This window comes from Arthrobacter sp. CAU 1506 (genome assembly GCF_005047635.1).
Taxonomy (GTDB): domain Bacteria; phylum Actinomycetota; class Actinomycetes; order Actinomycetales; family Micrococcaceae; genus Crystallibacter.
The window spans coordinates 92,458-116,122 of sequence record NZ_SUKC01000005.1; the positions used below are offsets into that span (position 1 = coordinate 92,458).

Consider the following 23,665-nt stretch of genomic DNA (forward strand, 5'->3'; position numbering starts at 1 on the left):
CTTCACGGCCCGGGCCCCGCGCTCTCGGAGCGGATGCCGCGATGAGCACAACAGCACGACTCGAAGTGCGCGGGTTGTCGAAAACATTCGCGGGAGTGACGGTGCTCGCCGACGCTCAGCTGGTCATCGAGCCGGGCGAAGTGCACGCGCTCGTCGGACAGAACGGCTCCGGGAAATCGACGCTCATCAAACTCATCAGCGGCGTCTATCGAGCAGATCCGGGTGGCGAAGTCTTCGTCGACGGACACCGCATCGGCACTCCAATCAACCCCGGCGGCCTGCATGAGCAAGGCCTGGCCTTTGTGCATCAGGACCTTGGCTTAGTGAACGACCTCAGCGTGCGTGAGAATGTCCGGGTGGGGCGCCATGCGACCCGGCCGTTCACAGGGTGGATCGACAAGGTCCGGGATACCGAGGCGGTACAGCAAGCCTTCGATTTTCTGGGCGTCCAGATAGATCCGCATGCCAAAGTCGCAACGCTCAAGCCGAGCGAACGCGTCGCCGTCGCCGTTGCACGTGCGCTCCAGGAGCGGACGCCCGGCAGCGGCGTTGTTGTCTTCGACGAGTCGTCCCGCGCCATTCCACACGAGGCACTTGACGACTTCTACGGCATGATCCGGCTGCTCGCCGACCAAGGCACCGCCGTGCTGATTGTCAGCCATGACCTCAGGGAAGTCCTGCGGATCGCCGACCGGGTCACGGCGCTGCGTAACGGCAGCGTGGTGGAGATGGGCGTGCCGACGGCTGAACTGGACGAGGCGGCGCTCACCCGGCTGGTGTTGGGCCACAACGGCGAGCTGGACGATTACGCCAGCTCGATGCCCGCCACCGTAGGCGACGGTGGTGTTGAGCTGAGAGACCTCAGCGGCGGACGTATTCGCGGGGTGAGCGCTCAGATTAGACGCGGCGAGGTAGTGGGTTTCACGGGCACTGTCGACTCCGGCCTATCCAGCCTGGCGCCCCTGATCGGTGGTGCCATCCAGGGCCAGGGGCAGGCCGTGGTGGATGGAAGGACGCTCGACCTAGGTTCGTCGTCCCCGTCGGCTGCCTTGCGCGCAGGGATCGCCTACATCCCGCAGGACCGCCACGGCGAGGGCCTCGCTACCGAGCTCACCGTCGAGGAAAACGTGACGATCCCGCATCTCAGGATGAAGGGGAGGCCTTGGCGGTCGGGCGGAAGGTGGCAGCGGTCGGAAACCAACGCTGTTCTGGCCGGCTTCGACGTGCGCCCGCATGATCCGCGCGCCGTGGTTGCCACCCTCAGCGGCGGCAACCAGCAAAAGGTGCTGATGGGCAAGTGGCTGCTGGGCGGACCCAGCCTCCTGGTGCTTGATGACCCGACTCAGGCGGTAGACGTTGGCGCGCGCGGCTCGGTGTTGCGTGCTACCAGGCAAGCAGCCGTCGATGGCGCCGCCGTCGTCCTGTGCAGCAGTGAACCGGACGATCTGGTGTCAGTGTGCGACCGCGTCCTTGTACTGAACGAGGGGGAAGTGGCAGTGGAGTTGGTTCGACCGTTTACAGCTGAAGACATTCTCGCCGCAGTGTTCGGCGCTACCGATGGAGGACTGGAATGAGTGCCACAACAACGACCCCGGTCCAAGCCCGACCGGAACCCGCCCGGCTCCGAAGGTTCTGGGCCATCGTGCTGCAGCGCTACAGCCTGGTGTTGCTCTGGCTGCTGATGATCATCGTGCTCATCATTGCGGTACCGGGCGACGTCAGCCTCGTGAGTGCGCTGCGTGCGGTCCTCGGACAGCAAACGCCGCTGATCTTCCTGGGGCTGGCCGTGGTCATCACGATGGCGGTGGGGGAGTTCGACCTATCCTTCGCAGGGATCTTCGGGATCGCTGCCGTCACCGTCCCCGCCCTGGTGGTGCTGCACGGCTGGCCGTATCCGCTCGCGGCACTGGCCGCACTCGTGGTTGCCTTGGCCTTCGGGGCGATCAACGCCGGACTGATCGTCGGCGTGGGCATCAACTCCGTCGTGGTGACCCTCGGCGTTGCCAGCGTGGCGGGCGGCCTCGCGTTCCTTTTGTCGGGGGAGACAACGGTCAGCGGGATGGACCCGGCACTGTCGGGGCTGGCGCTGGGCCGCTTCCTCGGCCTCCCCCTGGTGTTCTGGTACGGCCTGGTCCTGGCGGTGGTGGTCACCTATGTCATGAGCGCGACGCCGCTCGGCCGGCACATGTTGTTCGTTGGCGCGAACCGCTCAGTGGCCCGGCTCGCGGGCGTGTCCGTCTCCCGGGTCCGCACCGGAGCCTATCTGTCCTCCGCATTGCTCTGTGGCTTCGCGGGCGTGGTCATTTCCACCGGCCTTGGCGGTTTCAATCCGGGCACCGCAACGACGATGCTGATGCCCACGTTTGCGGCCGTCTTCTTGGGTACCGTCGCGGTTGTGCCCGGTCGGTTCAACCCCATGGGTACATTGATTGCCGCATACTTCCTGCTCACCGGGGTATTCGGCCTGCAGTTGCTTCGTCTGACCGGTTGGGTCACCGAAGTCTTCTTCGGCGTCGCCCTCGTCGCGGCCGTCACCATCTCGTTCCTCCTGCAGCGCAGGGTCCGCGGCTGAGTCCTGGCGGTAAAGCGAAGATAGCCACGGCCTGCCCGCGAGGGACAGGCCGTGGCTTTTCGCTGCCCGGCGGCGCGCGGTCATTCCGCCCAGCCTCGGGCCGGCTGAGGCAGAGCCCCGGTGAGCCGGTGGGGATTCGCAGGTCCCCGGCGCGCCGGAGCGCCGGAGCGCCGGAGCTCGGGGTATGCGGGCAGCCCGGTGGGCCACTGCATCGGCGGCGGCGCAACTAATCGACGGCGGCGCAACGAAAGGGGGGTGTCCTGCAGCTTGTCGTGGCTGCAGGACACCCCCCCTTCGTCCGGGTTGTCTCAGTGAGAACTGCGACGGCGACCGCTCGTCGGGTTGGTCAGTCCAGTCCCCAAAGCTTAGTGAAGCCCTCGCGGAATGAAGCGTCGCCGTACCATTCGCCGGAGGCTTCAGCTTCCGGAGTCAGCGTCAGCGCCTGGGTGGCTTCCTGACTGAACAGCATGCGGTAGGGGAACTTCAGGTTCTGCACGCTGGGCTGCCCGCTCATCATCCGCAGCGTTTGGTCCGCGGAATACCATCCCAGCGCCTGCAGGTTGGTGCCGACTTCAGCGTTCATGAAGCGACCGTCCGCCAGCAGCTGCATGACCGCGAGCGAACCTTCCATGCTGATCACCTTGACGTCGTCCGGGCTGATGCCCGCCGACTGCAGACCCTGCTGGATCGGCTGCACCAGGCTGTCGGCCAGGGCGTGGATATGGGTGATGCCGGGGTTGGCCACCAGAGCGCTGCTGATCTGGCTGGGCAGTTTGTCCATCTGCCCGGTGTTGATCTCCTGGAAGGTCACCTTGCAGTCAGCACACTTCTCCTTGTAGGTCGCGAGTGCGCCCTGCTCCATCCACAGCTTGGTCGCCGGGGTGTCCGACAGGCCGACGGCCAGGACATCTGCCTTGGCGTTGGAGTCGGCGATGACCCAGTTGGCCATCCAAGCTTGCATTTCGACATTGTCCGGCGACAGGTAGCCCACCTGCTTCGGGTCACCCGGTCCGGCCGGAGCAACCTGGGTGTACAGCAGCGGGATGCCTGCCTTGGTGACCGAGTCAAACGCGACGCTGGCGAGTTCATAGGGAACGGATCCGGAAATCACGGCACCGGCGTCGGCCTGAACGGCCTGGTCGATGCAGGTGGCGATCGACTGGGGATTGGCCTTGCCATCGCACACCTGGAGGGACACCCCGGCTTCCCCGAGTGCCTCCTCCAGTGCGTCGGCGATGACGGTGAACATCGGCACAGATAGCGTCGCGGCGACGTAGTAGACGGTTGATCCGGACAAGTCGGCGACGCCTTCGAGGGCAGGTCCGGGAGCCGTGAACTCCCCAACCGGCTGCGAAATGGTCTCGACGATCTCCTGGGCTGCCTGTGCTGCCGGTGACAGTTCCTGCGCCGGTTCTGATGCGGCAGGTGCCGCATCAGAACCGGCGCCGCATGCTGCGAGCGAGACCGCGGCCGTTGCCACGACCAGGCCCCGCAGCACGTTGGTGATTCGTTTCTTCATGTTGTTCATTCCCTCTTTTCTTTTCTCCCCGAGGGGATGGCTGGTTGGCGCCCTCATGAGATGGGGTGCGCCTGAAGCGGCAGATGAGCGAGGCCGTTGATCAGCGGGTGTTCGCGCTGCTCGGGAGTGCCGGTGAGTTCGAAGCTGTCGACGCGCCGCAGCAGCGACGCGATCACGCTGTGCGCTTCCAATCGCGCCACGGCCTGGCCGACGCAGCCGTGCACGCCATAGCCGAAGGACAGGTGGTCGACAGGGTTGCGCGATATGTCGAAGACGTCGGGATCGGCATAATGCCGCTCATCCCGGTTGGCACTTTGGAAGTGGAGGAACACACGCGAGCCCGCCGGGATGGCTGCATCGCCAACCTGCACGTCGCGCGTGGTGAGCCTGAAGAACCCCCGCACGGGCGGCCACATCCGCAAGGTCTCCTCGAACAGGGGAGAAGTCAAGGATGGATCCGCTTTCAGAGCCTCCCAGAGGTGCGCCTGTTCGGCCATGACCCGGAGCAGCGCGCCCAGGGCGTTCGCGGTAGTGTCCAAGCCGGCAACCAGCAGGGCATTCATTTGAAGTTGCGCACTGTGCTCGGTCAGGACACCGGCGTCGACGGCATCCAGGACTGCCGCACCCCAACTGCCCGGCCGAAGACTGGAGCGGTTTGAGACGGAGGCGATCCAGTCAAGGAACGAGATGACGGTTGGCATGTCGGCTTCCAAGCGGGCGTCTGCCGGGCCGAAAGTGCGGTTGACCGCGTCCGAGCCGACGAACAAATGATCTCGCGGTTCATCCGGGATCCCGATCAAATCGCCAACAATGCGGGCGGGAATGACCCGGGCCAAATCCACCACACCGTCGAAGGTGCCCCGACCAACCACTTCTGCGGTGATGGCATCTACTTCGCTGGCGATCCGTTCACGCAGCTTGGCAATGGCGCGCGGGGACGTCTGTGAAGCGAGTACCCCGCGGATCATGTCATGCTCGGGCGGGTCCGTGGCGATGATGGCGCCGCGGATGGCGTCGTTGGCCGAATCCAGCAACGCAACGCCCTCCGCGGACGAATAGGTCTCCCAATCGATGGCAGCCGCCCGCACCTCTTCGTATCGCGTGAGCACCCAGAAGTTGTGCTCTTTGACGTACACCGCAGGGCCCGCTTCCCGCAGGTCCCGCAAGAGCGACGGATCGTCAGATGCGTCGAAAATGTTGACGCTTGCTGGTGGTGCTCCGGATGCGGCTGGCATGTCCGTCCTCCTACGACGATGCGGCTCGTCGCGGATCCGGCGGCGTCCTCGCGTAGAGCAGAAGCTCAGTGGTGCGAGGCGTAGCGGGATGCCGCAACGTTGCGACGAAAAAGTCCCTGGTCTGCTTCGCCGGGGAGTTGAGTCCACCGGCGACTGGACGACAGCGTGGCACACTGCTGACTACATAGTCAACAGAATTTACAGAATGTTGTGCGACATTTATCGAGCGCTCAGTGAGAACCCGGCGCCCGCTGGGCAGCGGCTCCGGGAGATCAGAAACCCAGCCACGGCGTCACCCAACTCGGCGGCAAAGTCGGACGGGGCCGCTCTCACAGCCGAAACGGATGCGGTGGGCGCCGCTCCACAGCCGAAACGGATGCGGTGGATAAACCCGGATCTGAACCTGGGCGCTGGCTACGCCGATGAAAAAAGGCCGAGCGGACCCGAGAAAGGGGTAAACGCGCTCGGCCCAGCACTGTATGAAGCGCGGGGGTGGTGGAACGACCAGCGACCGCAGACGGCGCTGCGTCATCCCCTCCGGCGCAGAGGCCGCAGGGGAGAGGGGAACATTTTGTCAGCGGCGGGGAAAGGTTTGTCAGCGAGCCGAAGCGGTTACTGCTCGGCTCGGATATCGGCGGAAGGCGTCCGGCGCCACAACGAAAGATGGATGGCTCGCGTTGACCGCCGGGCGCCCTCGTCGAGGCCGGGGTTAGCTTTCGTGCCGGAAGCCGAGCTTGATGGTCACCTGCCAGTCCGAGATCTTGCCTTCATTGAGGTGGCCGCGGACAGATTTCACCTCAAACCAGTCGAGATTGCGCAACGTCTTGGATGCTTCGGCAATGGCGTTGGAGACCGCGGCGTCGATGCCCTCCGGCGACGTTCCGACAATCTCCGTGACGTTGTAAACGTGGTTGGCCATGCTTCCTCCTTGCGGACGTTCCCCGGGGTGGACTCCCCGAGGATGTCAGCAACGCTAGCGGCGGGCCTTCACCCGGTCTAGGTCCCGGCGGCCCGAAAGCAGGGCGGCACCGGGAGTTGGCGCGTCAGAGGAGGGCCGGTTAGCCGAGCTTGGACGGTTTGACGCCCTCGTCTTCCGCCGAGTCCACCGGCTCGGTGCCGCGCCAGCGGGCAACCATACTCATGCCGTGGAAGATGATCAAAGCCGCGGCGGTGCCCAGCGCGATGCCTTCGAACGTGAGCTCGCCAACCGTCCAGGTGAAGTTGGCAATGCCGACCACCAGGGCAACGCCGGCCACCGACAGGTTGATCGGGTTGGCGAAGTTCACCCGGTTCTGGACCCAGATCCGCACGCCGAGGATGCCGATCATGCCGTAGAGCACCACGCCGGCACCGCCCAGGACCCCAAGCGGAACGGTGGCGATGGCGGCTCCGAACTTCGGGAATAGGCTGAGCAGGATGGCGACGATTCCGGCCACCCAGTAGGCGGCGGTGGAGTAGACCTTGGACGCTGCCATCACGCCGATATTCTCGGCGTAGGTGGTGGTGCCGGATCCGCCACCGCTGCCTGCCAGCACGGTGGCCAGACCATCGGCCATCAGGGCGCGGCCGGTTACGGGGTCCAGATCCTGACCGGTCATCGCCGACACAGACTTCACGTGGCCGATGTTCTCTGCCACCAGCACCAGGACCACGGGGACAAACAGGCCGATCACGGAGATGTGGAACTCCGGGGCATGGAATTGCGGCAGTCCGAACCAGTCAGCGTCATCGATGGCGGAAAAGTCCACTTCGCCTTGCAGGACGGCCACCACGTAGCCGACGAGCACGCCGATCAAAATGGAGAGCCGGCCGAGCAGTCCGCGGAACAGCACGGTCACCAGCAGGATGGCCACCACCGTGACCAGTGCCGTCACTGGGGCTTCATCGAAGTTCGCCTTAGCAGTCGGTGCCAGGTTGAGTCCGATCAGCGCCACGATGGCACCGGTCACCACCGGCGGCATCACTACATGGATCCAATGCGTGCCGGCCTTGTGCACGATGAGTCCGATCAGGAAGAGCACCGCGCCCGCCATGATCAGGCCGCCGAGCGCTCCGCCGATGCCGTGCTGGTTCATCGCAGCGCTAATGGGAGCAATGAACGCAAAGCTGGAGCCCAGGTAGCTGGGAATCCGGCCGGCCGTGATCAGCAGGAACAGGATGGTGCCGACGCCGGAGAAAAGCAGCGTGGTGGCCGGCGGAAATCCGGTCAGCAGCGGAACGAGGAAGGTGGCGCCGAACATGGCGATCACATGCTGGGCGCCGATGCCGATGGTGCGCGGCCAGGTCAGGCGTTCGTTGGGAGCGACGAAACTGCCGGGCTTGATGGTCTTGCCATCTGCGTGGATTTTCCAGTCTGTGCCCAGCCTGCTCATGCGTGTGCCTTCCAGCGACAAAGGGGAGTGGTTCGTGGAGAATGTTACCGGTGCGTAGGGTGCCGCAGCCTATGTTGCATGCCCGCACATATTTTACGGCAGACGGACGGCTGCGCTGCGGCCCGGATCGAACGGACAAGCATGGGCATATCAGCGCGTGGACGGACCGTCCTCATCACCGGCGGAGCCATGGGAATGGGCCGGCTGTACGCAGAACGTGCGGTGAGCGAGGGCGCCAAGGCCGTTATCCTCTGGGACCGCGACGCCGACGCCTTGGCAGCCACCGCCGACGAACTCCAGTCCCTGGGCGGCGCCCGGATCCACCCCTACGCGCTAGATGTGTCCTCGCTCGCGGAGGTGAACCGGACGGCCGCGGAAACGATGTCCGACGCGGATGTGCCCGATGTCCTGATCAATAACGCCGGTATTGTGCGCGGCAAGTATTTCTGGGACCACACGGACGCGGACATCGACGCCGTGATGCAGGTCAATACGCTGGCGCCGATGCGCGTGACCCGCTCCTTCCTGCCCCGGATGATTGAACGGCGCACGCCAGCCCGCATCCTCAATGTCGCTTCGGCCTCCGGGACGCTCTCGGTGCCCAAGATGAGCGTCTACACCGCTTCCAAATGGGCCGTGATCGGCTGGAGCGATTCGGTCCGCTTGGAACTGGAGGAGGCAGGCCACGGCCACGTGCGGGTGACCACTCTCATCCCCAGCTACATCAAGACCGGGATGTTCGAAGGGGCGCGCGGACCACTGCTCACGCCGCTGATGGAACCCGAATACGTGGTCAACAAGGCCTGGACGGCGCTGATGGAGGGCAAAGCCCGTGTGCAGCTTCCCTGGTCGGTGCCGCTCGGCAGCGCCCTGCGCGGGCTTCTGCCCCAGCCCGTCTGGGACGTGGTGGCCGGGCGGGTCTTCAAGGTGTACCAGTCTATGGACCACTTCACCGGACGGCCGACGCCCACGCCGGACGCGGCGCCCGCTGCCGACGGCGGCCCTTCCGACACCAACGGACGCGGAACCACCGCGTGAGCGCGCGAACCGACACCCCCGCCGTGGCCGACAAAGTTGCCGCGGTCCGGAAGACTTACGATTCGGGCAGGACACGGCCCCTTGCCTGGCGCCGCCACCAACTGCAGGCCTTGGTCCGACTGCTGACCGAAGGTGAAGCCGAGCTCAGCGCCGCGCTGCAACGTGACCTCGGCAAGAACGCCCTGGAAAGCTACCTCACCGAAATCTCGATCACCCGCGCCGAAGCCGGACACGCGCTCAAACACCTTGCCGACTGGATCCGGAGCCGGCGAGTACCGGTCCCGCTGGGATTGCTTCCGGCGTCGGCACGCACAGAACCGCAGCCGCTGGGAGTGGTGCTGATCATCGCGCCGTGGAACTACCCGGTCCAGCTGCTCCTGGCGCCGCTGGTCGGGGCGCTGGCGGCGGGCAACGCAGCTGTCCTCAAGCCCAGCGAACTGGCACCGGCATCCTCCCGCGCCCTGGCGCGGCTGCTGCCCGAGTATCTGGACGCTGAGGCGGTCACCGTGGTCGAAGGCGGACGGGAGGCATCGACGGCGCTGCTCGCCGAGCGCTTCGACCACATCTTTTTCACCGGCGGCGAGCAGGTGGGAAAAGTGGTCCTGCGCGCTGCAGCCGAGCACCTGACGCCGGTGACACTCGAGCTGGGAGGCAAGTCCCCCGCCGTCGTGATGGGCGGCAATCTGCGCGCTGCCGCGCGCCGGCTGGTCTATGGGAAGCTGCTGAATGCGGGCCAAACCTGCGTGGCTCCGGACTATGTCCTGACAACCGAAGCGCTGGCGCCGGCACTGGTGAAGCAGCTCGGCCGGGCAGTCCGCGAGATGTTCGGCGAGGACCCGGCCAGGAGCGCGGACTTCGGCCGCATAGTGAACGAAGGCCACTTCGACCGGCTGGCCTCCTACCTGGCGGACGGCACGGTGGCGTCCGGCGGACGGACCGATCGGGAGCACTTGTACATCGAGCCCACTGTGCTGACCGGTGTCTCCCCGGATGCCGCAGTGATGCAGGAGGAGATCTTCGGACCGATCCTGCCTGTGCTGACCGTTGCGGATCTCACGGAGGCGATGGACTTCATCAACTCCCGTCCGGCACCACTGGCCGCTTATCTGTACTCATCCTCCGCTGCCGAGCGGCGCCGGTTCGAACACGGGATCCGGGCCGGGAGCATCAGCCACAACGCCAGCACCATCCAGCTGGCCGTGCCGGAACTGCCGTTCGGAGGCACCGGTGCCAGCGGAATGGGCGCCTATCACGGCAAGCACACCTTCGATACGTTCAGCCAGCTCCGGCCGGTCTTCTCCAAGGGGAGGCTGCTGGACACGCTCCGGGTGGCTTATCCCCGGTACAACGGTGCCAAGACCCGGATCCTGCGCCGACTGCTCTAGCCGGATTCCCCGGCTCCCCGCAGGCGGGGAGCCGGTTTGGTCTCGCTAGGCGATGACGGCGTCTACAATCGCTTTGGCCTCGGCCTGAACCTGTACCAGATGGTCTGGTCCGCGGAAGGACTCGGCGTAGATCTTGTACACGTCCTCGGTGCCGGAGGGCCGTGCGGCAAACCAGGCGTTTTCGGTGGTGACTTTGAGTCCTCCGATGGCCGCGCCGTTGCCCGGCGCTTCGGTCAGCTTGGCAGTGATTGGCTCGCCGGCCAGCTCCGTGGCGGCCACGTCCGCGGCGGAAAGCTTCGCCAGCGCAGCCTTCTGCTCCCGGGTCGCTGCGGCGTCGACGCGCGCATACGACGGCGATCCGAACTTTGCGGTCAGCCCACCGTAGAGTTCGGACGGCGATTTCCCGGTGACCGCGCTGATCTCGGAAGCCAGCAGCGCCAGCAGGATGCCGTCCTTGTCCGTTGACCACGGCTTGCCGTCGAAACGGACAAACGAGGCCCCGGCCGACTCCTCGCCGCCAAAAACGCCCTCACCGGAAAGCAGCCCGGGCACGAACCATTTGAAGCCCACCGGCACCTCCACCAGTCGCCGGCCCAGCCCCGCCGCCACCCGGTCGATCATCGAGGAGGACACCAGCGTCTTGCCCACCGCTGCCTGCGCCGGCCAGTCCGGCCGGTGAGTGTAGAGGTAGTCGATGGCCACGGCCAGGTAGTGGTTGGGGTTCATCAGCCCGGCATCAGGGGTGACGATCCCGTGCCGGTCCGCATCGGCGTCGTTCCCGGTGGCAATGTCATAGGCGGCACCGCCGCCACGCACCGCGTTGATCAGCGAGGCCATGGCCGACGGCGAGGAGCAGTCCATCCGGATCTTCTCGTCCCAGTCCAGCGTCATGAACGCCCACTGCGGGTCTACCGTCGGGTTGACCACCGTCAGGTTCAGCCGGTGCCGCTCGGCGATAGCACCCCAGTAGTCCACCGAGGCCCCGCCCATCGGGTCCGCGCCGATCCGCACGCCGGCGTTGCGGATGGCGTCCAGGTCCAGCACCTGCGGCAGGTCGTCCACGTAGGTGCCGAGGAAATCGTAGGTTCCCACCGCACCGGAGAACTGTGCCTGCCCCAGCGTCATCCGCTTTACCCCGCGCAGCCCTGCCTCCAGCAGCTCGTTGGCGCGCGCGGCGATCCATCCGGTGGCGTCCGAGTCCGCGGGGCCGCCGTGCGGAGGGTTGTACTTGAAGCCGCCGTCGCCGGGCGGATTGTGCGAGGGCGTGATCACGATCCCGTCGCCCTGCGCGCCGGGATGGGCGGCGTTGTGGGTCAGGATGGCGTGGCTGACCGCCGGTGTGGGGGTCCAGCCGGTGCGCGAATCGACCAGCACCGTCACGCCGTTCCCGGCCAAAACTTCCAGAGCGGTGTCCTGGGCCGGGTCGGAGAGAGCGTGCGTGTCCTTGCCGACGAACAGCGGGCCGGATATCCTCTGGCCGGCGCGGTACTCCACAATCGCCTGGGTGATGGCGGCGATGTGGTCCTCGTTGAAGGAGGCTTTCAGGCTCGAGCCGCGGTGCCCGGAGGTGCCGAAGGCCACGCGCTGGACCGGGTCGGCCGGATCCGGCTTGGTGTCGAAGTAGGCGTCCCGCAGCGCGGTCAGGTCTACAAGGTCGCTGGGGAGGGCTACGGTGCCCGCACGGTTTGCCATGCCTCAAGCATGCCAAAAAACCCGCCGATCGGTAGCGGTCCGGGACAGGAACCGGCGGTCACACCCGCACATCCGGCGCCCGCCTAGACTGGTATGGCACCCGCATCACAGCTGCATGACGCAGCGACATCACCCCAGGGGGAATCCAGAGCATGTCCGGCACGGAGAACAGGCCGCCTTTTAACGATCCGAAGCACCCCGGCTGGTACACCGATCCGAACGCCGGCCAGGTGCCGTCCCAGCCCGAGGCGCCGCACCCGTACTCCTACCAGCCCGGTCCGGGCGCCCAGCCGTACGCCGGGCAGCAGCCGTATGGCGGGCCGGACTACAACCAGCCGATGTACTACACGCCGCAGGCGCAGCCGAAGGGCCTGAGCATTGCGGCGCTGGTGCTCGGCATCGTCTCCGTGGTGACGTTCGGCTTCATGTTCGTCCCGCAGATCCTGGCCATCGTGTTCGGCCACATCGCCCTCGGCAAGGAACCGGCTGGCCGCAGCCTCGCGATGGCCGGACTGATCATGGGCTACGCGGTGGCAGGCATCTGGTGCCTGCTGATCTTCATCGGCATCCTCGGCAGCATGTAGTCCCGCCCCGGTGGCCCACTTCCGCCATTGACTATTCAGTTACGGCCCTTCTGAACGCTCAGAAGGGCCGTAACTGAATAATTGATCAGGTAGACGCCGCTAACGACGGCGATGCCCGGGCGAGGAGCCAATCCTCACCCGGGCATCGCCGTCGTTGTTTGCAGCGCTATTTAGCGGATGCCGCCCATCAGCTTCTTCAGCGACGGCACGGCGGCTGCCAGCCCGACGCCGAGGATGATCGCCACCACGCCGATGAAGCCGAAGTACGGCGCTTCATTGGTCGGGTCGTAGTAGCCGGCCAGGATGCCGGCCAGGGTGGTGCCCAGCGAGATGGACAGCAGGAACAATGCCACCATCTGGGTCTGGAAGGCCTTCGGGGCGAGCTTGGTGGAGACCGAGGACCCGGTGGGGGAGAGGAACAGCTCCGCCATGGTGAACAGGAACAGGATGCCCACCATCGCCAGCAGCGGGGTGGAGTTGGCGCCGCCGCCGGCCAGCGGAATGAAGGCCAGGAACGCCAGGCCCATGACCACCAGGCCCAGGGCGAACTTCATCGGAGAGCTGGGCTGCTTGGGGCCGAGCTTGGTCCACACGGCGGCGAAAATGCCGGCGAAGACGATGATGAACACCGGGTTGATGGACTGCACCCAGCTGGCCGGCATTTCCCAGCCACCCAGCGAGCGGTCAAGCTGCTTGTCCGCGTACAGTGCCACCACGGTGAACTGCTGCTGGAACAGCGCCCAGAACGCGGCGGAGGCGATGAACAGCGGGATGAAGGCGTACACGCGCTTGCGCTCCACACCGTCCACCTTCTTGCTGGAGAGGATCACCACGAAGTAGACGACCGCCGCGATGATCGCCAGCCACGCCATGATCGGGGCAAGGTTCTCGGCGGTAACGAGGCCGAAGGCCACCAGCAGCACCACAATGACGACGGCGGCCGCGGCCACGGCAGCGACCTTGCCGTAGTTGCTGCGCGGCAGCGGGTTGGCCACATGGTGCGAGGCCTCGGGGAGGTTCTTGCGGGTCAGCGCGTACTGGGTCAGTCCGATCGCCATGCCCAGCGCGGCCAGGCCGAAGCCGTAGTGGAAGCCAAGCTGCACCTGGGCCAGGCCGGTGAGCAGCGGGCCAAACAGGCCGCCGATGTTCACGCCCATGTAGAAGATGGAGAAGCCGGCGTCGCGGCGGTCGTCCTTCAGGCTGTACAGCGAGCCGACCAGCGAGCTGGCGGTGGCCTTCAGGCCGCCGGAGCCGATGGCCACCAGGATCAGGCCGACGGCCAGTCCCACGCCGCCCGGAAGCACTGCCAGCGCGATGTGTCCCAGCATGACCATGATGCCGGTGAAGAAGAGAACCTTTTCGGAACCCAGGATGCGGTCGGCTACCCACGCGCCCAGGATGGAGGAGAGGTAGACACCGCCGCCATAAGCGCCCACCAGGCCGGTGGCGATGCCTTCGTCGATGCCCAGGCCGCCCTCGGCGACCGAGTAGTACATGTAGTAGAGCAGGATGCCCTGCATGCCGTAGAAGGAGAAGCGCTCCCAGAGTTCCACGGAGAAAAGATTGGCCAGCATCCGTGGATGCCCGAAGAATGTTTTGCCGGTTTGGCTGGACTTTATTGCTTGTTCCGGCTGCGGATTCCCGGACTGCACGGTATTGCTCACGGTGTTCAATTCTGACACTCAGCGACACGCATTGTCATATCCTTGCCCCGCCAGGGCGCGGGTGATAATGCGTTTGCGCAGGTCAGCGCGGGGTTCTCCGGCAGGTCAGCGCACGCTCTCCAGCTGGGCGGCGACGGCGAGCAGCGCGGCCTCGGAGCCCGGCCGGCCGATCAGCTGGATGCCCATGGACAAGCCCTCCTCGGTGGTGCTGACCGGAACGGCAATGGCGGGCAGGCCGCACACATTCACCAGCGACGTGAAGGGCGAATATTGGCACTGGCGCATGTAGTCCACATCCGCGCCCGTGGAGGTGTACCAGCCGACCGGCCGCGGCGTCTGCGCCAGCGCGGGCGTGAGCATCAGGTCGTAGCGGCCGAACTGGGCCCGGGTGTGCTCCTGGAAGTGTGACAACACGGACAGGGCTTCGGCCAGGGCCTCTGGCTTGCGCTTCGCGGCCCGGCGGCGGAAAGCCCGGGTGAGCGGCATGAGCTGCGGTTCGCGGCCGGCCGGCAGCTCCAGCCCGGCCAGGCCGGAGGTCCACACCGTGGCGAAAGCGTCCGGGTAGCGGTTGTCGTAGCGGACCTCCGCGTCCGCCAGCTCGTGCCCCAGCCCCAGCAGCAACTCCATCGCTGTCTCGAGCGCCTGGTCCGCCTCCGGATCCAGTGAGAGCGGGTACGCGGACTCGAACGGAGAGTCGGTGCTGACGCCGATCCGGAAACGGCCCTCGGCCCGGAGTGCGGCGCCAAGGAAATCCGGTTCCGTGCCGAAGGCCGCCCGGGCCAAGGGCTCATCGGCCATGGCGTCCATGAGCAGGCCGGCGTCGGCTGCGGTGCGGGCCAAGGGTCCTGCCACCACCAGCTGGCCGGCGTCCTCACCGGTGGTGCCGGCGGGCAGCCGGCCGCGTCCGGGCTTAAGTCCCACCAGTCCGGTGGCGGCTGCCGGAATCCGCACCGAACCGCCGCCGTCGGACCCCGGGGCAAAGGGCAGCATCCCCGCCGCGACGGCGGCGGCGCTGCCGCCGGAGGAGCCGCCCGGGCTCAGTGTGGGGTCCAGTGGATTGCGGGCCGGAGGCGCCACGTGGTTCTCGCTATAGGAGGTCAGGCCGAACTCCGGCACCTGGGTCTTGCCCAGGGTGATGCTGCCGGCGGCTTCCAGGACGTCCACCAGCGGGTGGTTCGCCAGTGCCGGCCGGTGATCCAGGGCGGCGCTGCCATGTGTGGTCGGAAGGCCTGCCACGTCGGTGAGGTCCTTGTAGGCGAGCGGAAGCCCGTGCAGTCGGCCCAGCGTCCCGCCCCGTGCCTGGTGGTCGTCGGCGGCGCGCGCGTGCTTGAGCGCCTGGTCCGCGCCCACGGTAATGAAGGCGCCGAGCCGTGGATTCAGTGCCTCGATCCGGCGGAGATAGTGGTCCGTCAGTTCCCGGGCCGACAGTTCGCCGCGGGCCACGGCGTCGCGCTGGGCAACCGCCGTCAAATCATGCAGTGCAGTCATCGCCCGTAACTGTAGCCCCGCCTGGCGGTGCGGGCCAATCCTGCCGCGCCCCGCTGTGGGTAGTCCGCCTCGCTCAGCCGAGGAAGCGCGCCTCGATCGGTTCTTCCACCGCAATGGCTTCCGGCCCGTCGCCGGCCTGCGCGGTGACCCGGTAGGCCAGTTTCCCTTCGGTCTCGCTGACGGCCGCGGCCAATTCGATGCCGTGATAGACCAGCCCCACCCCGTCGTCGGTGCAATGAGTCTCGCCCAGGATGCCGTCTGCCACCAGCCGGTGCACCAGCGGCCGGCGCTGCGGTTCCGAGTCGTAGTGGACGCCATTGTCATAGGGCAGCAGCCCCAGCCCGTTGGTGACCGGCCGCAGTTCGGGGCCGAAGGAGTCGGTGGTGCCGCCGCGGAACCAGCAGATGGAGCCCGCGGAGACGCCGGCCAGGACCACCCCGGCGTGCCAGACCCGCCGGAAGATGGAATCCAGTCCGTGGACCCGCCACACCGCCAGCAGGTTGGCCACTGAACCGCCGCCCACCCAGACCACGTCCTGGCTGAGCAGGTGCTCCTCGAGGTCGGGCACGTTGGGCATGGTGAACAGGTTGAGATGGCTCAGGTCATACCCGACCGTGCGGGCCGCCTCGTCCAGTTCAGCCTGGAACCAGCGCTGGTCGCCACCTGCGGTGCCCAGGTGCGTCACCCGCGGCGCCCGCCCGCTGGCCCCGGACAGGTCGACGGCGTGGCGCACCAGATGATTGAACGCGATCCGGCTGCGCACCCCGGCTTTGATTCCTCCGGAGGTGGCCAGGATGGTCGGCTGGTCTGCGGCCATGGATACCCCTGTCTCATTAAGGTGCAGCGGACGATCCCACTATAGGCTTGTGATGCGGCCAAATTGCCGGGTCGCGTGCTAAAGAATTCATCAGCGGCGGCAGTGGCTGCCGCGCATTGTGGAGGTTGCCATGAGCGATGTCGAGAACGTGGACGTCAACAGCGTAGGCGGCGACGCCACCATTCTGGACGTGCGCGAGGACTACGAATGGGAAGCCGGGCACATCGCCGGCGCGGTGCATATCCCGCTTAACGAGTTGCCCCTGCGCCTGGAGGAATTGGACCCGGATGTGGACCTGCATGTGGTGTGCCGCAGCGGCGGCCGCTCCTTCCGGGCCACCGAGTGGTTGAACGGGAACGGGTATTCCGCCGTGAACATCAGCGGCGGCATGGGTGCATGGCTGGACGCCGGCAAGCCCATCGTGTCCGAGGACGGGCAGGAGCCCCGGGTCCAGTAATGACCACCGTCTACACCTTCCTGGGGCCGGAGGGCACTTTCACCGAAGCAGCCCTCCTCCAGGTCCCCGGGGCAGCAGACGCGCGCCGGATCCCGGCTTCCAATGTCGAGGCCGCCCTGGATGCGGTCCGCTCGGGCGAAGCAGGAGCCGCGATGGTTCCGATCGAGAACTCGGTCGAGGGCGGCGTGAGCGCCACACTGGACGCGATAGCCGGGGGCGCGCCGCTGCAGATCATCGGCGAACAGTTGGTGCCCATCCGCTTTGTCCTCGCCGTCCGGCCGGGGACGGAGCGCCAGTCGATCTCCGTGGTCTCCACCCATCCGCACGCGTGGGCCCAGTGCCGGGCGTGGTGCAGCGAGAATATTCCGCAGACGGCATATCTGCCCGCGTCGTCGACAGCGGCGGCCGGAGTGGGGCTGCTGGAACCGGGCGCTGGACACCAAGCCGCGATCTGCTCTCCGCTGGTTGCCCAGCAGCGCGGCCTGCAAGTGCTTGCCGATGACATCGGAGACATTCCCGACGCCGTCACCCGCTTCATCCTGGTCAGCCGGCCCGGTGCACTGCCCGCGCCGACCGGTGCGGACAAGACCACGCTGGTGGTCCCGCTGCCGCAGGATCATCCAGGAGCGCTAGTGGCGATTCTGGAACAGCTATCCAGCCGCGGGGTGAACCTGAGCCGGATCGAGTCGCGGCCCACCGGGCAGTTCCTGGGCGACTATTTCTTCAGTCTGGATGCCGAAGGGCATCTGGCCGAAGAGCGGGTGGCAGACGCGGTGCGCGGGCTGCATCGGCTCAGCCCCGGCCTGAGGTTCCTTGGCTCCTATCCGCGGGCCGACCGCCGCGGCCACACCGTTCCGCGCAGCAACCAGGACGACGCGTTCCTGAAGGCGGATGGCTGGGTCAGGGACTTGCTGCTGTCCCGCTGAGCGCCCCCGCGGGGTACCGGTGGTTGGGTATGGTCAGTATGCTGAGGAAAACGGCCCTCGGGACCACAGATCGGAGCACCATGACACAGCAGAACGGCAGGGACCAGTACCAGGACGGGGAGCCGACCCCGGAGGAGGCGCTGAACCAAACCGCCAGCGAGAGCCGGGTGGGTGACCTCGGCGACCAAGGAAACGACCTGCGCTTCGCCGAAGAGCAGCAGCTGATCCACCAGCAGGCCGCCGGCCAGTTCCCGGTTCCCGCAGAGGAAGATCTGCAGCAGCCGGACGCCGAGATTCCGGCCCTCGAAGCGGACGAGCAGCCCATCGACATCCCGGGCGAAGAGCTGCACGACACCGACGAAGCCGACTCCAGCGACGATCCGCTCAACGCCGGCGGCGACGACACCTAAGCGCCCGGTGTAATCCCTCCCCTGTGACGGCGGCGGCCGCCTGCTCCTAGGCGGGGCGGGCGCTGCCGGCGGTCGGGATCGATGCGGTCCGGACGGCCAGCGATCGCGGCCTGACCTCAACGGTTAGCGACGTGACCGGCCCCGAGTGGTCGCCGTCCAGCTGGGTGCCCATCGGGTCGTGCGCGGTAATCCGAACCGTCCGTCCACGGTGGTATTCGATCACCGGAATCGGCGCTGCGTGCCGGACCAGGGTCTTGGCCGCAATCCAGAGCCAGCCGACCACGCTACGCGGGCTGAGCACCACAATGTCCAGTTCGCCGTCGTCGATCTCCGCGGTGGGGATGAAATCGATTCCCGCCGGGAGCTTCCCGCAGTTGGCCAGCAGGATGCTGCGCACCCGCCGTGGCTGGGCCGGCTGGCCGTCGATGCTGACCATGACCCGTTTGCGCTGCCCGGCCAGGTGGCGGACACCGGCTTCTGAGTAGGCCACCCAGCCGAAGCGGCGTTTGAGGTCGTCCCGGGTATCGGCCAGCACGTCCGCGTCCACCCCGATGCCGGCGATCACCAGGAAACTGTCATGCACACGTGAGCCGGTGGCCGAGTTCTCCAGCGTGATGTCCGCCGTATCGATCATCCGGATAACACCGTGCAACGCCACGTTGATATTGGCCTGCAGGGCACTCGGCTCCAGACCGAGGTTCCGCGCCAGCAGGTTCCCGGTGCCCAACGGCAGCACGCCCATCGGCATCTGGGTGCCTGACAGTTCCGAGGCGACCACCCGGATGGTGCCGTCCCCGCCGCCGGCAATCACGACGTCGGCCCGCTCTTCCAGGGCGCGTCTCGCCTGACCGTGGCCCGGGTCCTCGGGAGTGGTTTCCAAGACCAGCGGAGGGCTCCATCCGGCCGCGGCACAGGCAGCCTCCACCTGCAGCCGGGCTTCGGCCGCGCCGTTCTTGACCGGGTTCAGGATGAACACCACGCGCTGGTCGGGCAGGGCCGGAGACGGCACCGCAACCGCGGACCCACCCTCCATCCGCCGCCGGGAAGCCCGCCGAACGCCCAGCCAGATCACCAGCAAGGCGGCCGCAACAGCGGCAACGATGAGGGCGACGATCCATTCGGCAGGCATGGTGCTCCTAGGATATCCAGCGGCGCCCCTGTGTACGCCCGCTGCATCGCTGCCGATGCCGGTCGGCGCGGATCGAGGGCGGAACGCCTTATTCGGTACCCTTAGCAGGTGATCGATGTAAACGAACTCCGCGCCAATCCAGAGATCTTCCGTGCCTCGCAGCGTGCCCGGGGCGCTGACGAGTCCGTCGTCGACGCCGTCATCGCCGCCGACGTGGCGCGCCGTGAAGCGATCAACCGGTACGAGGGACTGCGCGCCGAGCAGAATGTCTTCGGCAAGAAGGTGGCGCAGGCCAAGGGCGAGGAAAAGGCAGCCCTGCTGGCGCAGGTCAAGGAGTTGGCGGCGTCGGTCAAGGAGGCGCAGGCGGCATCGGATGCTGCACAAGGCCAGCAGGAGTCGCTGCTGCGCAGTATTCCGAACCTGATCGAGGAAGGTGTTCCCGCCGGCGGCGAGGACGACTTCAACGTGGTCAAGACCGTCGGCAAGCCCCGCGATTTCGGTCCGGACGGCTTCGAGCCCCGGGACCATCTGGCCATCGGCGAGTTGATCGGCGCCATCGACATGGAACGCGGCGCCAAGGTGTCCGGCTCGCGCTTTTACTTCCTCAAGGGAGTGGGCGCCCGGCTGGAGATCGCGCTGATGAACATGGCGCTGGACCAGGCGGTGTCCAACGGCTTCATCCCGATGATCACCCCCACACTGGTTCGCCCGGAAACGATGCAGGGCACCGGCTTCGATGTGGAGCACGACGACGAGATCTACCGCCTGGAGCGCGACAACCTGTACTTGACCGGTACGTCGGAGGTCGCTTTGGCGGGGTACCACGCGGACGAAATCCTTGACCTGTCCGCCGGTCCGACCCGTTATGCCGGCTGGAGCTCCTGCTACCGCCGGGAGGCCGGCGCCGCCGGCAAGGACACCCGGGGCATCATCCGGGTGCACCAGTTCAACAAGCTGGAAATGTTCATCTACTGCCCGGTCGAGGAAGCCGCCGACGAGCACGCCCGGCTGCTGGCTTGGGAAGAGGAAATGCTGGCGAAGGTGGAACTGCCCTACCGGGTGATCGATACCGCCGCAGGCGACCTCGGCATGAGCGCGGCCCGCAAGTTCGACTGTGAGGCATGGGTGCCCACCCAGCAGGCCTACCGGGAGCTGACCTCCACCTCCAACTGCACCACCTTCCAGGCCCGCAGGCTGAACATCCGCGAACGCCAAGTCTCGGCCGAGGGCGAGAAGAAGGGCACACGGGCTGTCGCCACCCTGAACGGGACCCTGGCCACCACGCGCTGGATCGTGGCCATCCTGGAACACCACCAGAACGCCGACGGTTCGGTGAACGTCCCCGCTGCCCTGCAGCCCTACCTGGGCGGCATGGAAGTGCTTCCCGTGCTCTCCTGACAGCAGGTTCCACGGCCGGGTCCCTGGCCCGGGAAGCGTCTAGGGACCCCCGGGCGTTCACCAGCCTGTCATTCGCCCGTAGAAAACTTCTACCCGTCCGTAGCTTGGTCATGCTTCACTAGGTGGATGACAACTACAGCTGATAAGGCTCACGCTGGCATCGACGACCAGCGGATAGCAGCAGAAAACACGAAAGATCAGTCCAGCGCGGCCCTGCGCGAAAACTTTGTGGAGAACGGGGCCCGCAAACTGGTGGCCTTGGACGTGGACGGCACCCTGGTCAACCACGACGGCCACATGAGCGATGCCGTCCGCGAAGCGGCTCGCGCCGTCGTCGACGCCGGCCACGAAGTGGTCGTTTCCACCGGTCGGTCGCTGAATGCCACGCTGCCGATCATCGAGTTGATCGGCATGACCAAGGGGTACGCGGTGTGCTCCAACGGCGGCGTCACCCTGCGGATCGACACCTCGCTGGACGCCGGGTACGAGGTGGTCGACCGGGTGACGTTCAACCCCGGCCCCGCCCTGCGCGTGATGCGTTCGAAACTGCCGACCGCGAAGTTTGCGCTGGAAGACGAAGAGGGCAACTTCCTGGCCACCGAGCGCTTCCAGGACGCCAGCTTCGGCATCGAAGCCAAGGGCGTGGATTTTGAAACACTGCTGGAATCCACCGCCGTGCGCGTGGTGGTATCCAGCGCCGAGAACACTCCCGAAGAGTTCAAGGAAGCCATCGACACCGCCGGGCTCAAGGGCGTGACGTACTCAGTAGGCTGGACGGCCTGGCTGGACATCGCGGCCAACGGCGTCACCAAGGCCAGCGCCTTGGAAGCGCTGCGCCGAAAGCTGGATGTGGAGCCGTCGCACACGGTTGCCATGGGCGACGGGCGCAACGACATCGAAATGCTGGATTGGGCCGCCCGCGGCGTGGCCATGGGACAGGCGCCCGAGGAAGTCATCGCCGTCGCCCACGAAGTCACCGGCACCGTGGAGGAAGACGGAGCGGCCCCCATCCTGCTCAGCCTGCTGGACTAAAACCCGGGCTGGTGCAGGTGGTTGGCGGGGGTCAGGCTGCGCTGATCCCGAAGAGGCCGATGACCAGGGCCATGACCAGGAACGTGACCAGTTCGTGCACGATGTTCAGCACGGTCAGCCCGGCCGGGCGCCCCTCGAAGGCATCATGGGTGACAAACCGTGCCGCGGTAAAGCCTGCCCACAGGATCACGGCGGTCAGCACGGTGTTCCAGAGGAAGTTGCCGCCGTAGAAGTCCTGCGCGATGGCAGCCGAGCCCGCCAGCACCCAGGCGCTGATGAAGCTGACAATCAGCGTGATGATGATAGGGCGCACGGCGTTTTTGCCGTCACCGGGGCTGACCTTGGCGACCTTCATCCAATAGTTGCCGAAGACCTTCGGCGTGTACCAGATGGAGCCGACGACCATGGTCGAAATGGTGGCCACGATGACCGCCCAGACGTTAATTTCGGGGACCATGTGTGCACTCCTTTGTTCCACGCCGCCGACGTATTGCCGGCGGCATCCTCACACGGAGTCTAAACGCCGCACCCTCCGTTGCCATGCACGCGGCCGGTCAGTAGGGCAGCGCGGCGGCCGGCAGCGACCGCGGCCCGTAGACCAGGTCCAGCAGCCGCGCCGCAGCCGGACGGCACGCCCATTCCTCCACCCAGTGCGACCGGACCACTGCCTTGCTCACGGCCTGGCTGGTAATGCCCAGTTCCTCGGCAATGAACTTTTGCTGGCCGCGGGCCCCCGGCGTCATCAGGTCCAGGACCTTCCACTCCGCGTCGGTGCGGGTGGCGACAATCTGGCCAAGCAGCCGCAACACCGCCTCTGCCTCGGCCGCGACGTCCGCGTCCGGGCCGGAGACGGCCAGCGGGACGCGCTCGCCGGTTTTCTGCGCACGGTTCACGGCGCGGCGGGCATAGACCAGCCCGTACCCCTCGGCGTCCTTGATCTCCGCCGGCAGCGGCAGCCGCAGTTCACCGACGCCAATGCCCACGTGCCAGCGCCGGCTGCGCAGCGCGATCAGCGCCGCGTCGATGGCCGTGGAAGCATCCGCAACCGCGCCGATGGCTTCGTCGCCGACGGAACGCTGGAAGGCGATGGCCGCGGGCAGGTGGCGCAGCGACTTGATCAGTTCGGGCACCAGGTCGCCCACCTCGCGGGAATCGCGCTGGTTGACCGTGAGCACATACATGGCACCAGTATTGCCTCCACCCCGGTGGGAACAACCGATTTCGGTTGGTGGCGTGTCCGGTGCGCACCAACGGCAGGCGGCCCGGACCCCAAGGGGCCCGGACCGCCGTCGTTGTTGCCGCCGTCGCCCGGCGGAAGCGTCAGCTAGACGTCGCGGCCCTGCGGCTCGTCAGCGGCCGAGTGCTCGCCCTGCGCGGCAAAGCGCTTGATCGAGGCTTCCAGCTCGGCTTCGGCAGCTGCGCGGTCCGCCCAGCCCTCGGCCTTGACCCACTTGCCCGGCTCCAGGTCCTTGTAGCGGGTGAAGAAATGCTCGATCTCCTTGACCAGGAACTCCGGCACATCGGAGAGCTCCTGGATGTGGTCGAAACGCTTGTCGGCCGGAACGCACAGCACCTTGGCGTCCCCGCCGCCGTCGTCGGTCATGTTGAACACGGCGATCGGGCGGGACTCGACCAGCACGCCCGGCAGCAGGTCGAAGTCCTGCAGCATGACCATGGCGTCCAGCGGATCGCCGTCTTCGCCCAGCGTGTCCTCGAAGTAGCCATAGTGCGTGGGGTACTGCATGGAGGTGAACAGCACCCGGTCCAGGCGGAGGCGGTGGGTTTCGTGGTCGATTTCGTACTTGACCCGGGATCCCTTGGGGATCTCGATGGTGACGTCATGCTGCATGGCTTCGCTCCTTGGAGACGTTCAGACTTTTGGCTTCGGCGCCGCCGGTGCACAACCGTGGCCCGGCGCCGACTACGCTTAACGATATCGGTCTTGCC

22 protein-coding genes are annotated in these 23,665 nt (G+C 66.6%); 10 read left to right on the forward strand and 12 right to left on the reverse strand.

Annotation, left to right across the window (positions count from 1 at the left end):
- Positions 1-41 precede the first annotated feature (41 nt).
- Positions 42-1,574, forward strand: a complete 1,533-nt coding sequence (locus E4J89_RS07840; RefSeq protein ID WP_136785574.1) for a sugar ABC transporter ATP-binding protein — start codon at positions 42-44, stop codon at positions 1,572-1,574.
- Positions 1,571-2,572 carry an ABC transporter permease gene (locus E4J89_RS07845; RefSeq protein ID WP_136785575.1) on the forward strand — a complete coding sequence of 334 codons (1,002 nt, stop codon included), beginning with the start codon at positions 1,571-1,573 and terminating at the stop codon, positions 2,570-2,572. The genes E4J89_RS07840 and E4J89_RS07845 overlap by 4 nt, the downstream gene beginning before the upstream one ends.
- 346 nt (positions 2,573-2,918) lie before the next feature.
- On the opposite strand, the gene E4J89_RS07850 is transcribed toward E4J89_RS07845, so the two are convergent.
- From E4J89_RS07850 to E4J89_RS07865, 4 genes are all read right to left on the reverse strand, one after another.
- The gene (locus tag E4J89_RS07850; protein WP_169303940.1) at positions 2,919-4,091 is read right to left on the reverse strand and encodes a substrate-binding domain-containing protein; all 1,173 of its coding nucleotides are present in this window, start codon (positions 4,089-4,091) and stop codon (positions 2,919-2,921) included.
- A gap of 53 nt (positions 4,092-4,144) precedes the next feature.
- Complete coding sequence (locus E4J89_RS07855; RefSeq protein ID WP_136785577.1) at positions 4,145-5,326, reverse strand: cytochrome P450; 1,182 nt, start codon at positions 5,324-5,326, stop codon at positions 4,145-4,147.
- 709 nt (positions 5,327-6,035) lie between these two features.
- Positions 6,036-6,245, reverse strand: a complete 210-nt coding sequence (locus tag E4J89_RS07860; protein ID WP_136785578.1) for a dodecin — start codon at positions 6,243-6,245, stop codon at positions 6,036-6,038.
- Between the two features lie 139 nt (positions 6,246-6,384).
- Entirely contained in the window at positions 6,385-7,698 is a 1,314-nt protein-coding gene (locus E4J89_RS07865) for a solute carrier family 23 protein (RefSeq protein WP_136785579.1), read from the reverse strand.
- A gap of 141 nt (positions 7,699-7,839) precedes the next feature.
- Here E4J89_RS07865 and E4J89_RS07870 point away from each other — a divergent pair, with 141 nt between their 5' ends.
- Together E4J89_RS07870 and E4J89_RS07875 are read left to right on the forward strand one after the other, a co-directional pair.
- Positions 7,840-8,736, forward strand: coding sequence for an SDR family NAD(P)-dependent oxidoreductase (locus tag E4J89_RS07870; protein WP_136785580.1), 897 nt, complete (start codon positions 7,840-7,842; stop codon positions 8,734-8,736).
- The gene (locus E4J89_RS07875) at positions 8,733-10,121 is read left to right on the forward strand and encodes an aldehyde dehydrogenase family protein (RefSeq protein WP_240691788.1); all 1,389 of its coding nucleotides are present in this window, start codon (positions 8,733-8,735) and stop codon (positions 10,119-10,121) included. Before E4J89_RS07870 ends, E4J89_RS07875 begins: the two co-directional genes overlap by 4 nt.
- Positions 10,122-10,166: 45 nt before the next feature.
- Here E4J89_RS07875 and pgm read toward each other — a convergent pair whose 3' ends face one another.
- The gene (pgm, locus tag E4J89_RS07880) at positions 10,167-11,813 is read right to left on the reverse strand and encodes a phosphoglucomutase (alpha-D-glucose-1,6-bisphosphate-dependent) (protein ID WP_136785581.1); all 1,647 of its coding nucleotides are present in this window, start codon (positions 11,811-11,813) and stop codon (positions 10,167-10,169) included.
- Between the two features lie 152 nt (positions 11,814-11,965).
- Between pgm and E4J89_RS07885 the strand changes: the two genes are divergently transcribed.
- Positions 11,966-12,397 carry a DUF4190 domain-containing protein gene (locus tag E4J89_RS07885; RefSeq protein WP_136785582.1) on the forward strand — a complete coding sequence of 144 codons (432 nt, stop codon included), beginning with the start codon at positions 11,966-11,968 and terminating at the stop codon, positions 12,395-12,397.
- Between the two features lie 170 nt (positions 12,398-12,567).
- Here the strand turns inward: E4J89_RS07885 and E4J89_RS07890 are convergent, their stop codons facing one another.
- The 3 genes from E4J89_RS07890 to E4J89_RS07900 form a co-directional block, all read right to left on the reverse strand.
- A complete protein-coding gene (locus E4J89_RS07890) occupies positions 12,568-14,049 on the reverse strand; it encodes a peptide MFS transporter (protein ID WP_276606340.1) in 1,482 nt (493 codons plus the stop codon).
- A gap of 117 nt (positions 14,050-14,166) precedes the next feature.
- Positions 14,167-15,549, reverse strand: coding sequence for an amidase (locus tag E4J89_RS07895; protein WP_136785583.1), 1,383 nt, complete (start codon positions 15,547-15,549; stop codon positions 14,167-14,169).
- 73 nt (positions 15,550-15,622) lie between these two features.
- A complete protein-coding gene (locus tag E4J89_RS07900) occupies positions 15,623-16,366 on the reverse strand; it encodes a peptidase E (protein ID WP_136785584.1) in 744 nt (247 codons plus the stop codon).
- Between the two features lie 130 nt (positions 16,367-16,496).
- Here E4J89_RS07900 and E4J89_RS07905 point away from each other — a divergent pair, with 130 nt between their 5' ends.
- The 3 genes from E4J89_RS07905 to E4J89_RS07915 all read left to right on the forward strand — a co-directional run bounded on the left by E4J89_RS07905 (position 16,497) and on the right by E4J89_RS07915 (position 18,159).
- The gene (locus E4J89_RS07905) at positions 16,497-16,823 is read left to right on the forward strand and encodes a rhodanese-like domain-containing protein (RefSeq protein ID WP_136785585.1); all 327 of its coding nucleotides are present in this window, start codon (positions 16,497-16,499) and stop codon (positions 16,821-16,823) included.
- Positions 16,823-17,749 (forward strand): prephenate dehydratase, encoded by a 927-nt coding sequence (gene pheA / locus E4J89_RS07910; protein ID WP_136785586.1) that lies wholly within the window; start codon positions 16,823-16,825, stop codon positions 17,747-17,749. The genes E4J89_RS07905 and pheA overlap by 1 nt, the downstream gene beginning before the upstream one ends.
- 80 nt (positions 17,750-17,829) lie before the next feature.
- Entirely contained in the window at positions 17,830-18,159 is a 330-nt protein-coding gene (locus E4J89_RS07915; RefSeq protein ID WP_136785587.1) for a hypothetical protein, read from the forward strand.
- Positions 18,160-18,205: 46 nt separating this feature from the next.
- On the opposite strand, the gene E4J89_RS07920 is transcribed toward E4J89_RS07915, so the two are convergent.
- The gene (locus E4J89_RS07920; protein ID WP_136785588.1) at positions 18,206-19,288 is read right to left on the reverse strand and encodes a diacylglycerol kinase family protein; all 1,083 of its coding nucleotides are present in this window, start codon (positions 19,286-19,288) and stop codon (positions 18,206-18,208) included.
- A 108-nt stretch (positions 19,289-19,396) separates the two neighbouring features.
- Between E4J89_RS07920 and serS the strand changes: the two genes are divergently transcribed.
- Both serS and E4J89_RS07930 read left to right on the forward strand, forming a co-directional pair.
- The gene (gene serS, locus E4J89_RS07925) at positions 19,397-20,686 is read left to right on the forward strand and encodes a serine--tRNA ligase (protein WP_136785589.1); all 1,290 of its coding nucleotides are present in this window, start codon (positions 19,397-19,399) and stop codon (positions 20,684-20,686) included.
- A 126-nt stretch (positions 20,687-20,812) separates the two neighbouring features.
- Positions 20,813-21,718 carry an HAD family hydrolase gene (locus tag E4J89_RS07930; RefSeq protein ID WP_136785590.1) on the forward strand — a complete coding sequence of 302 codons (906 nt, stop codon included), beginning with the start codon at positions 20,813-20,815 and terminating at the stop codon, positions 21,716-21,718.
- Between the two features lie 31 nt (positions 21,719-21,749).
- Here the strand turns inward: E4J89_RS07930 and E4J89_RS07935 are convergent, their stop codons facing one another.
- The 3 genes from E4J89_RS07935 to E4J89_RS07945 form a co-directional block, all read right to left on the reverse strand.
- Positions 21,750-22,175 (reverse strand): DUF1761 domain-containing protein, encoded by a 426-nt coding sequence (locus tag E4J89_RS07935; protein ID WP_136785591.1) that lies wholly within the window; start codon positions 22,173-22,175, stop codon positions 21,750-21,752.
- A 97-nt stretch (positions 22,176-22,272) separates the two neighbouring features.
- A complete protein-coding gene (locus E4J89_RS07940; protein ID WP_136785592.1) occupies positions 22,273-22,899 on the reverse strand; it encodes a hypothetical protein in 627 nt (208 codons plus the stop codon).
- 143 nt (positions 22,900-23,042) lie between these two features.
- A complete protein-coding gene (locus E4J89_RS07945) occupies positions 23,043-23,567 on the reverse strand; it encodes an inorganic diphosphatase (protein ID WP_136785593.1) in 525 nt (174 codons plus the stop codon).
- Positions 23,568-23,665 lie beyond the last annotated feature (98 nt).

Excerpts from the sequence above, each read along its gene's own strand:
- E4J89_RS07870 (WP_136785580.1), top strand. The coding sequence starts at position 7,840 with ATGGGCATATCAGCGCGTGGACGGACCGTCCTCATCACCGGCGGAGCC.
- pgm (WP_136785581.1), bottom strand. The coding sequence starts at position 11,813 with ATGGCAAACCGTGCGGGCACCGTAGCCCTCCCCAGCGACCTTGTAGAC.
- E4J89_RS07885 (WP_136785582.1), top strand. The coding sequence starts at position 11,966 with ATGTCCGGCACGGAGAACAGGCCGCCTTTTAACGATCCGAAGCACCCC.
- E4J89_RS07920 (WP_136785588.1), bottom strand. The coding sequence starts at position 19,288 with ATGCCTGCCGAATGGATCGTCGCCCTCATCGTTGCCGCTGTTGCGGCC.
- E4J89_RS07905 (WP_136785585.1), top strand. The coding sequence starts at position 16,497 with ATGAGCGATGTCGAGAACGTGGACGTCAACAGCGTAGGCGGCGACGCC.
- E4J89_RS07850 (WP_169303940.1), bottom strand. The coding sequence starts at position 4,091 with ATGAAGAAACGAATCACCAACGTGCTGCGGGGCCTGGTCGTGGCAACG.
- E4J89_RS07940 (WP_136785592.1), bottom strand. The coding sequence starts at position 22,899 with ATGTATGTGCTCACGGTCAACCAGCGCGATTCCCGCGAGGTGGGCGAC.
- E4J89_RS07945 (WP_136785593.1), bottom strand. The coding sequence starts at position 23,567 with ATGCAGCATGACGTCACCATCGAGATCCCCAAGGGATCCCGGGTCAAG.
- E4J89_RS07930 (WP_136785590.1), top strand. The coding sequence starts at position 20,813 with ATGACAACTACAGCTGATAAGGCTCACGCTGGCATCGACGACCAGCGG.
- E4J89_RS07935 (WP_136785591.1), bottom strand. The coding sequence starts at position 22,175 with ATGGTCCCCGAAATTAACGTCTGGGCGGTCATCGTGGCCACCATTTCG.
- E4J89_RS07865 (WP_136785579.1), bottom strand. The coding sequence starts at position 7,698 with ATGAGCAGGCTGGGCACAGACTGGAAAATCCACGCAGATGGCAAGACC.
- E4J89_RS07860 (WP_136785578.1), bottom strand. The coding sequence starts at position 6,245 with ATGGCCAACCACGTTTACAACGTCACGGAGATTGTCGGAACGTCGCCG.
- E4J89_RS07900 (WP_136785584.1), bottom strand. The coding sequence starts at position 16,366 with ATGGCCGCAGACCAGCCGACCATCCTGGCCACCTCCGGAGGAATCAAA.
- pheA (WP_136785586.1), top strand. The coding sequence starts at position 16,823 with ATGACCACCGTCTACACCTTCCTGGGGCCGGAGGGCACTTTCACCGAA.
- E4J89_RS07840 (WP_136785574.1), top strand. The coding sequence starts at position 42 with ATGAGCACAACAGCACGACTCGAAGTGCGCGGGTTGTCGAAAACATTC.
- E4J89_RS07845 (WP_136785575.1), top strand. The coding sequence starts at position 1,571 with ATGAGTGCCACAACAACGACCCCGGTCCAAGCCCGACCGGAACCCGCC.
- E4J89_RS07895 (WP_136785583.1), bottom strand. The coding sequence starts at position 15,549 with ATGACTGCACTGCATGATTTGACGGCGGTTGCCCAGCGCGACGCCGTG.
- E4J89_RS07855 (WP_136785577.1), bottom strand. The coding sequence starts at position 5,326 with ATGCCAGCCGCATCCGGAGCACCACCAGCAAGCGTCAACATTTTCGAC.
- E4J89_RS07915 (WP_136785587.1), top strand. The coding sequence starts at position 17,830 with ATGACACAGCAGAACGGCAGGGACCAGTACCAGGACGGGGAGCCGACC.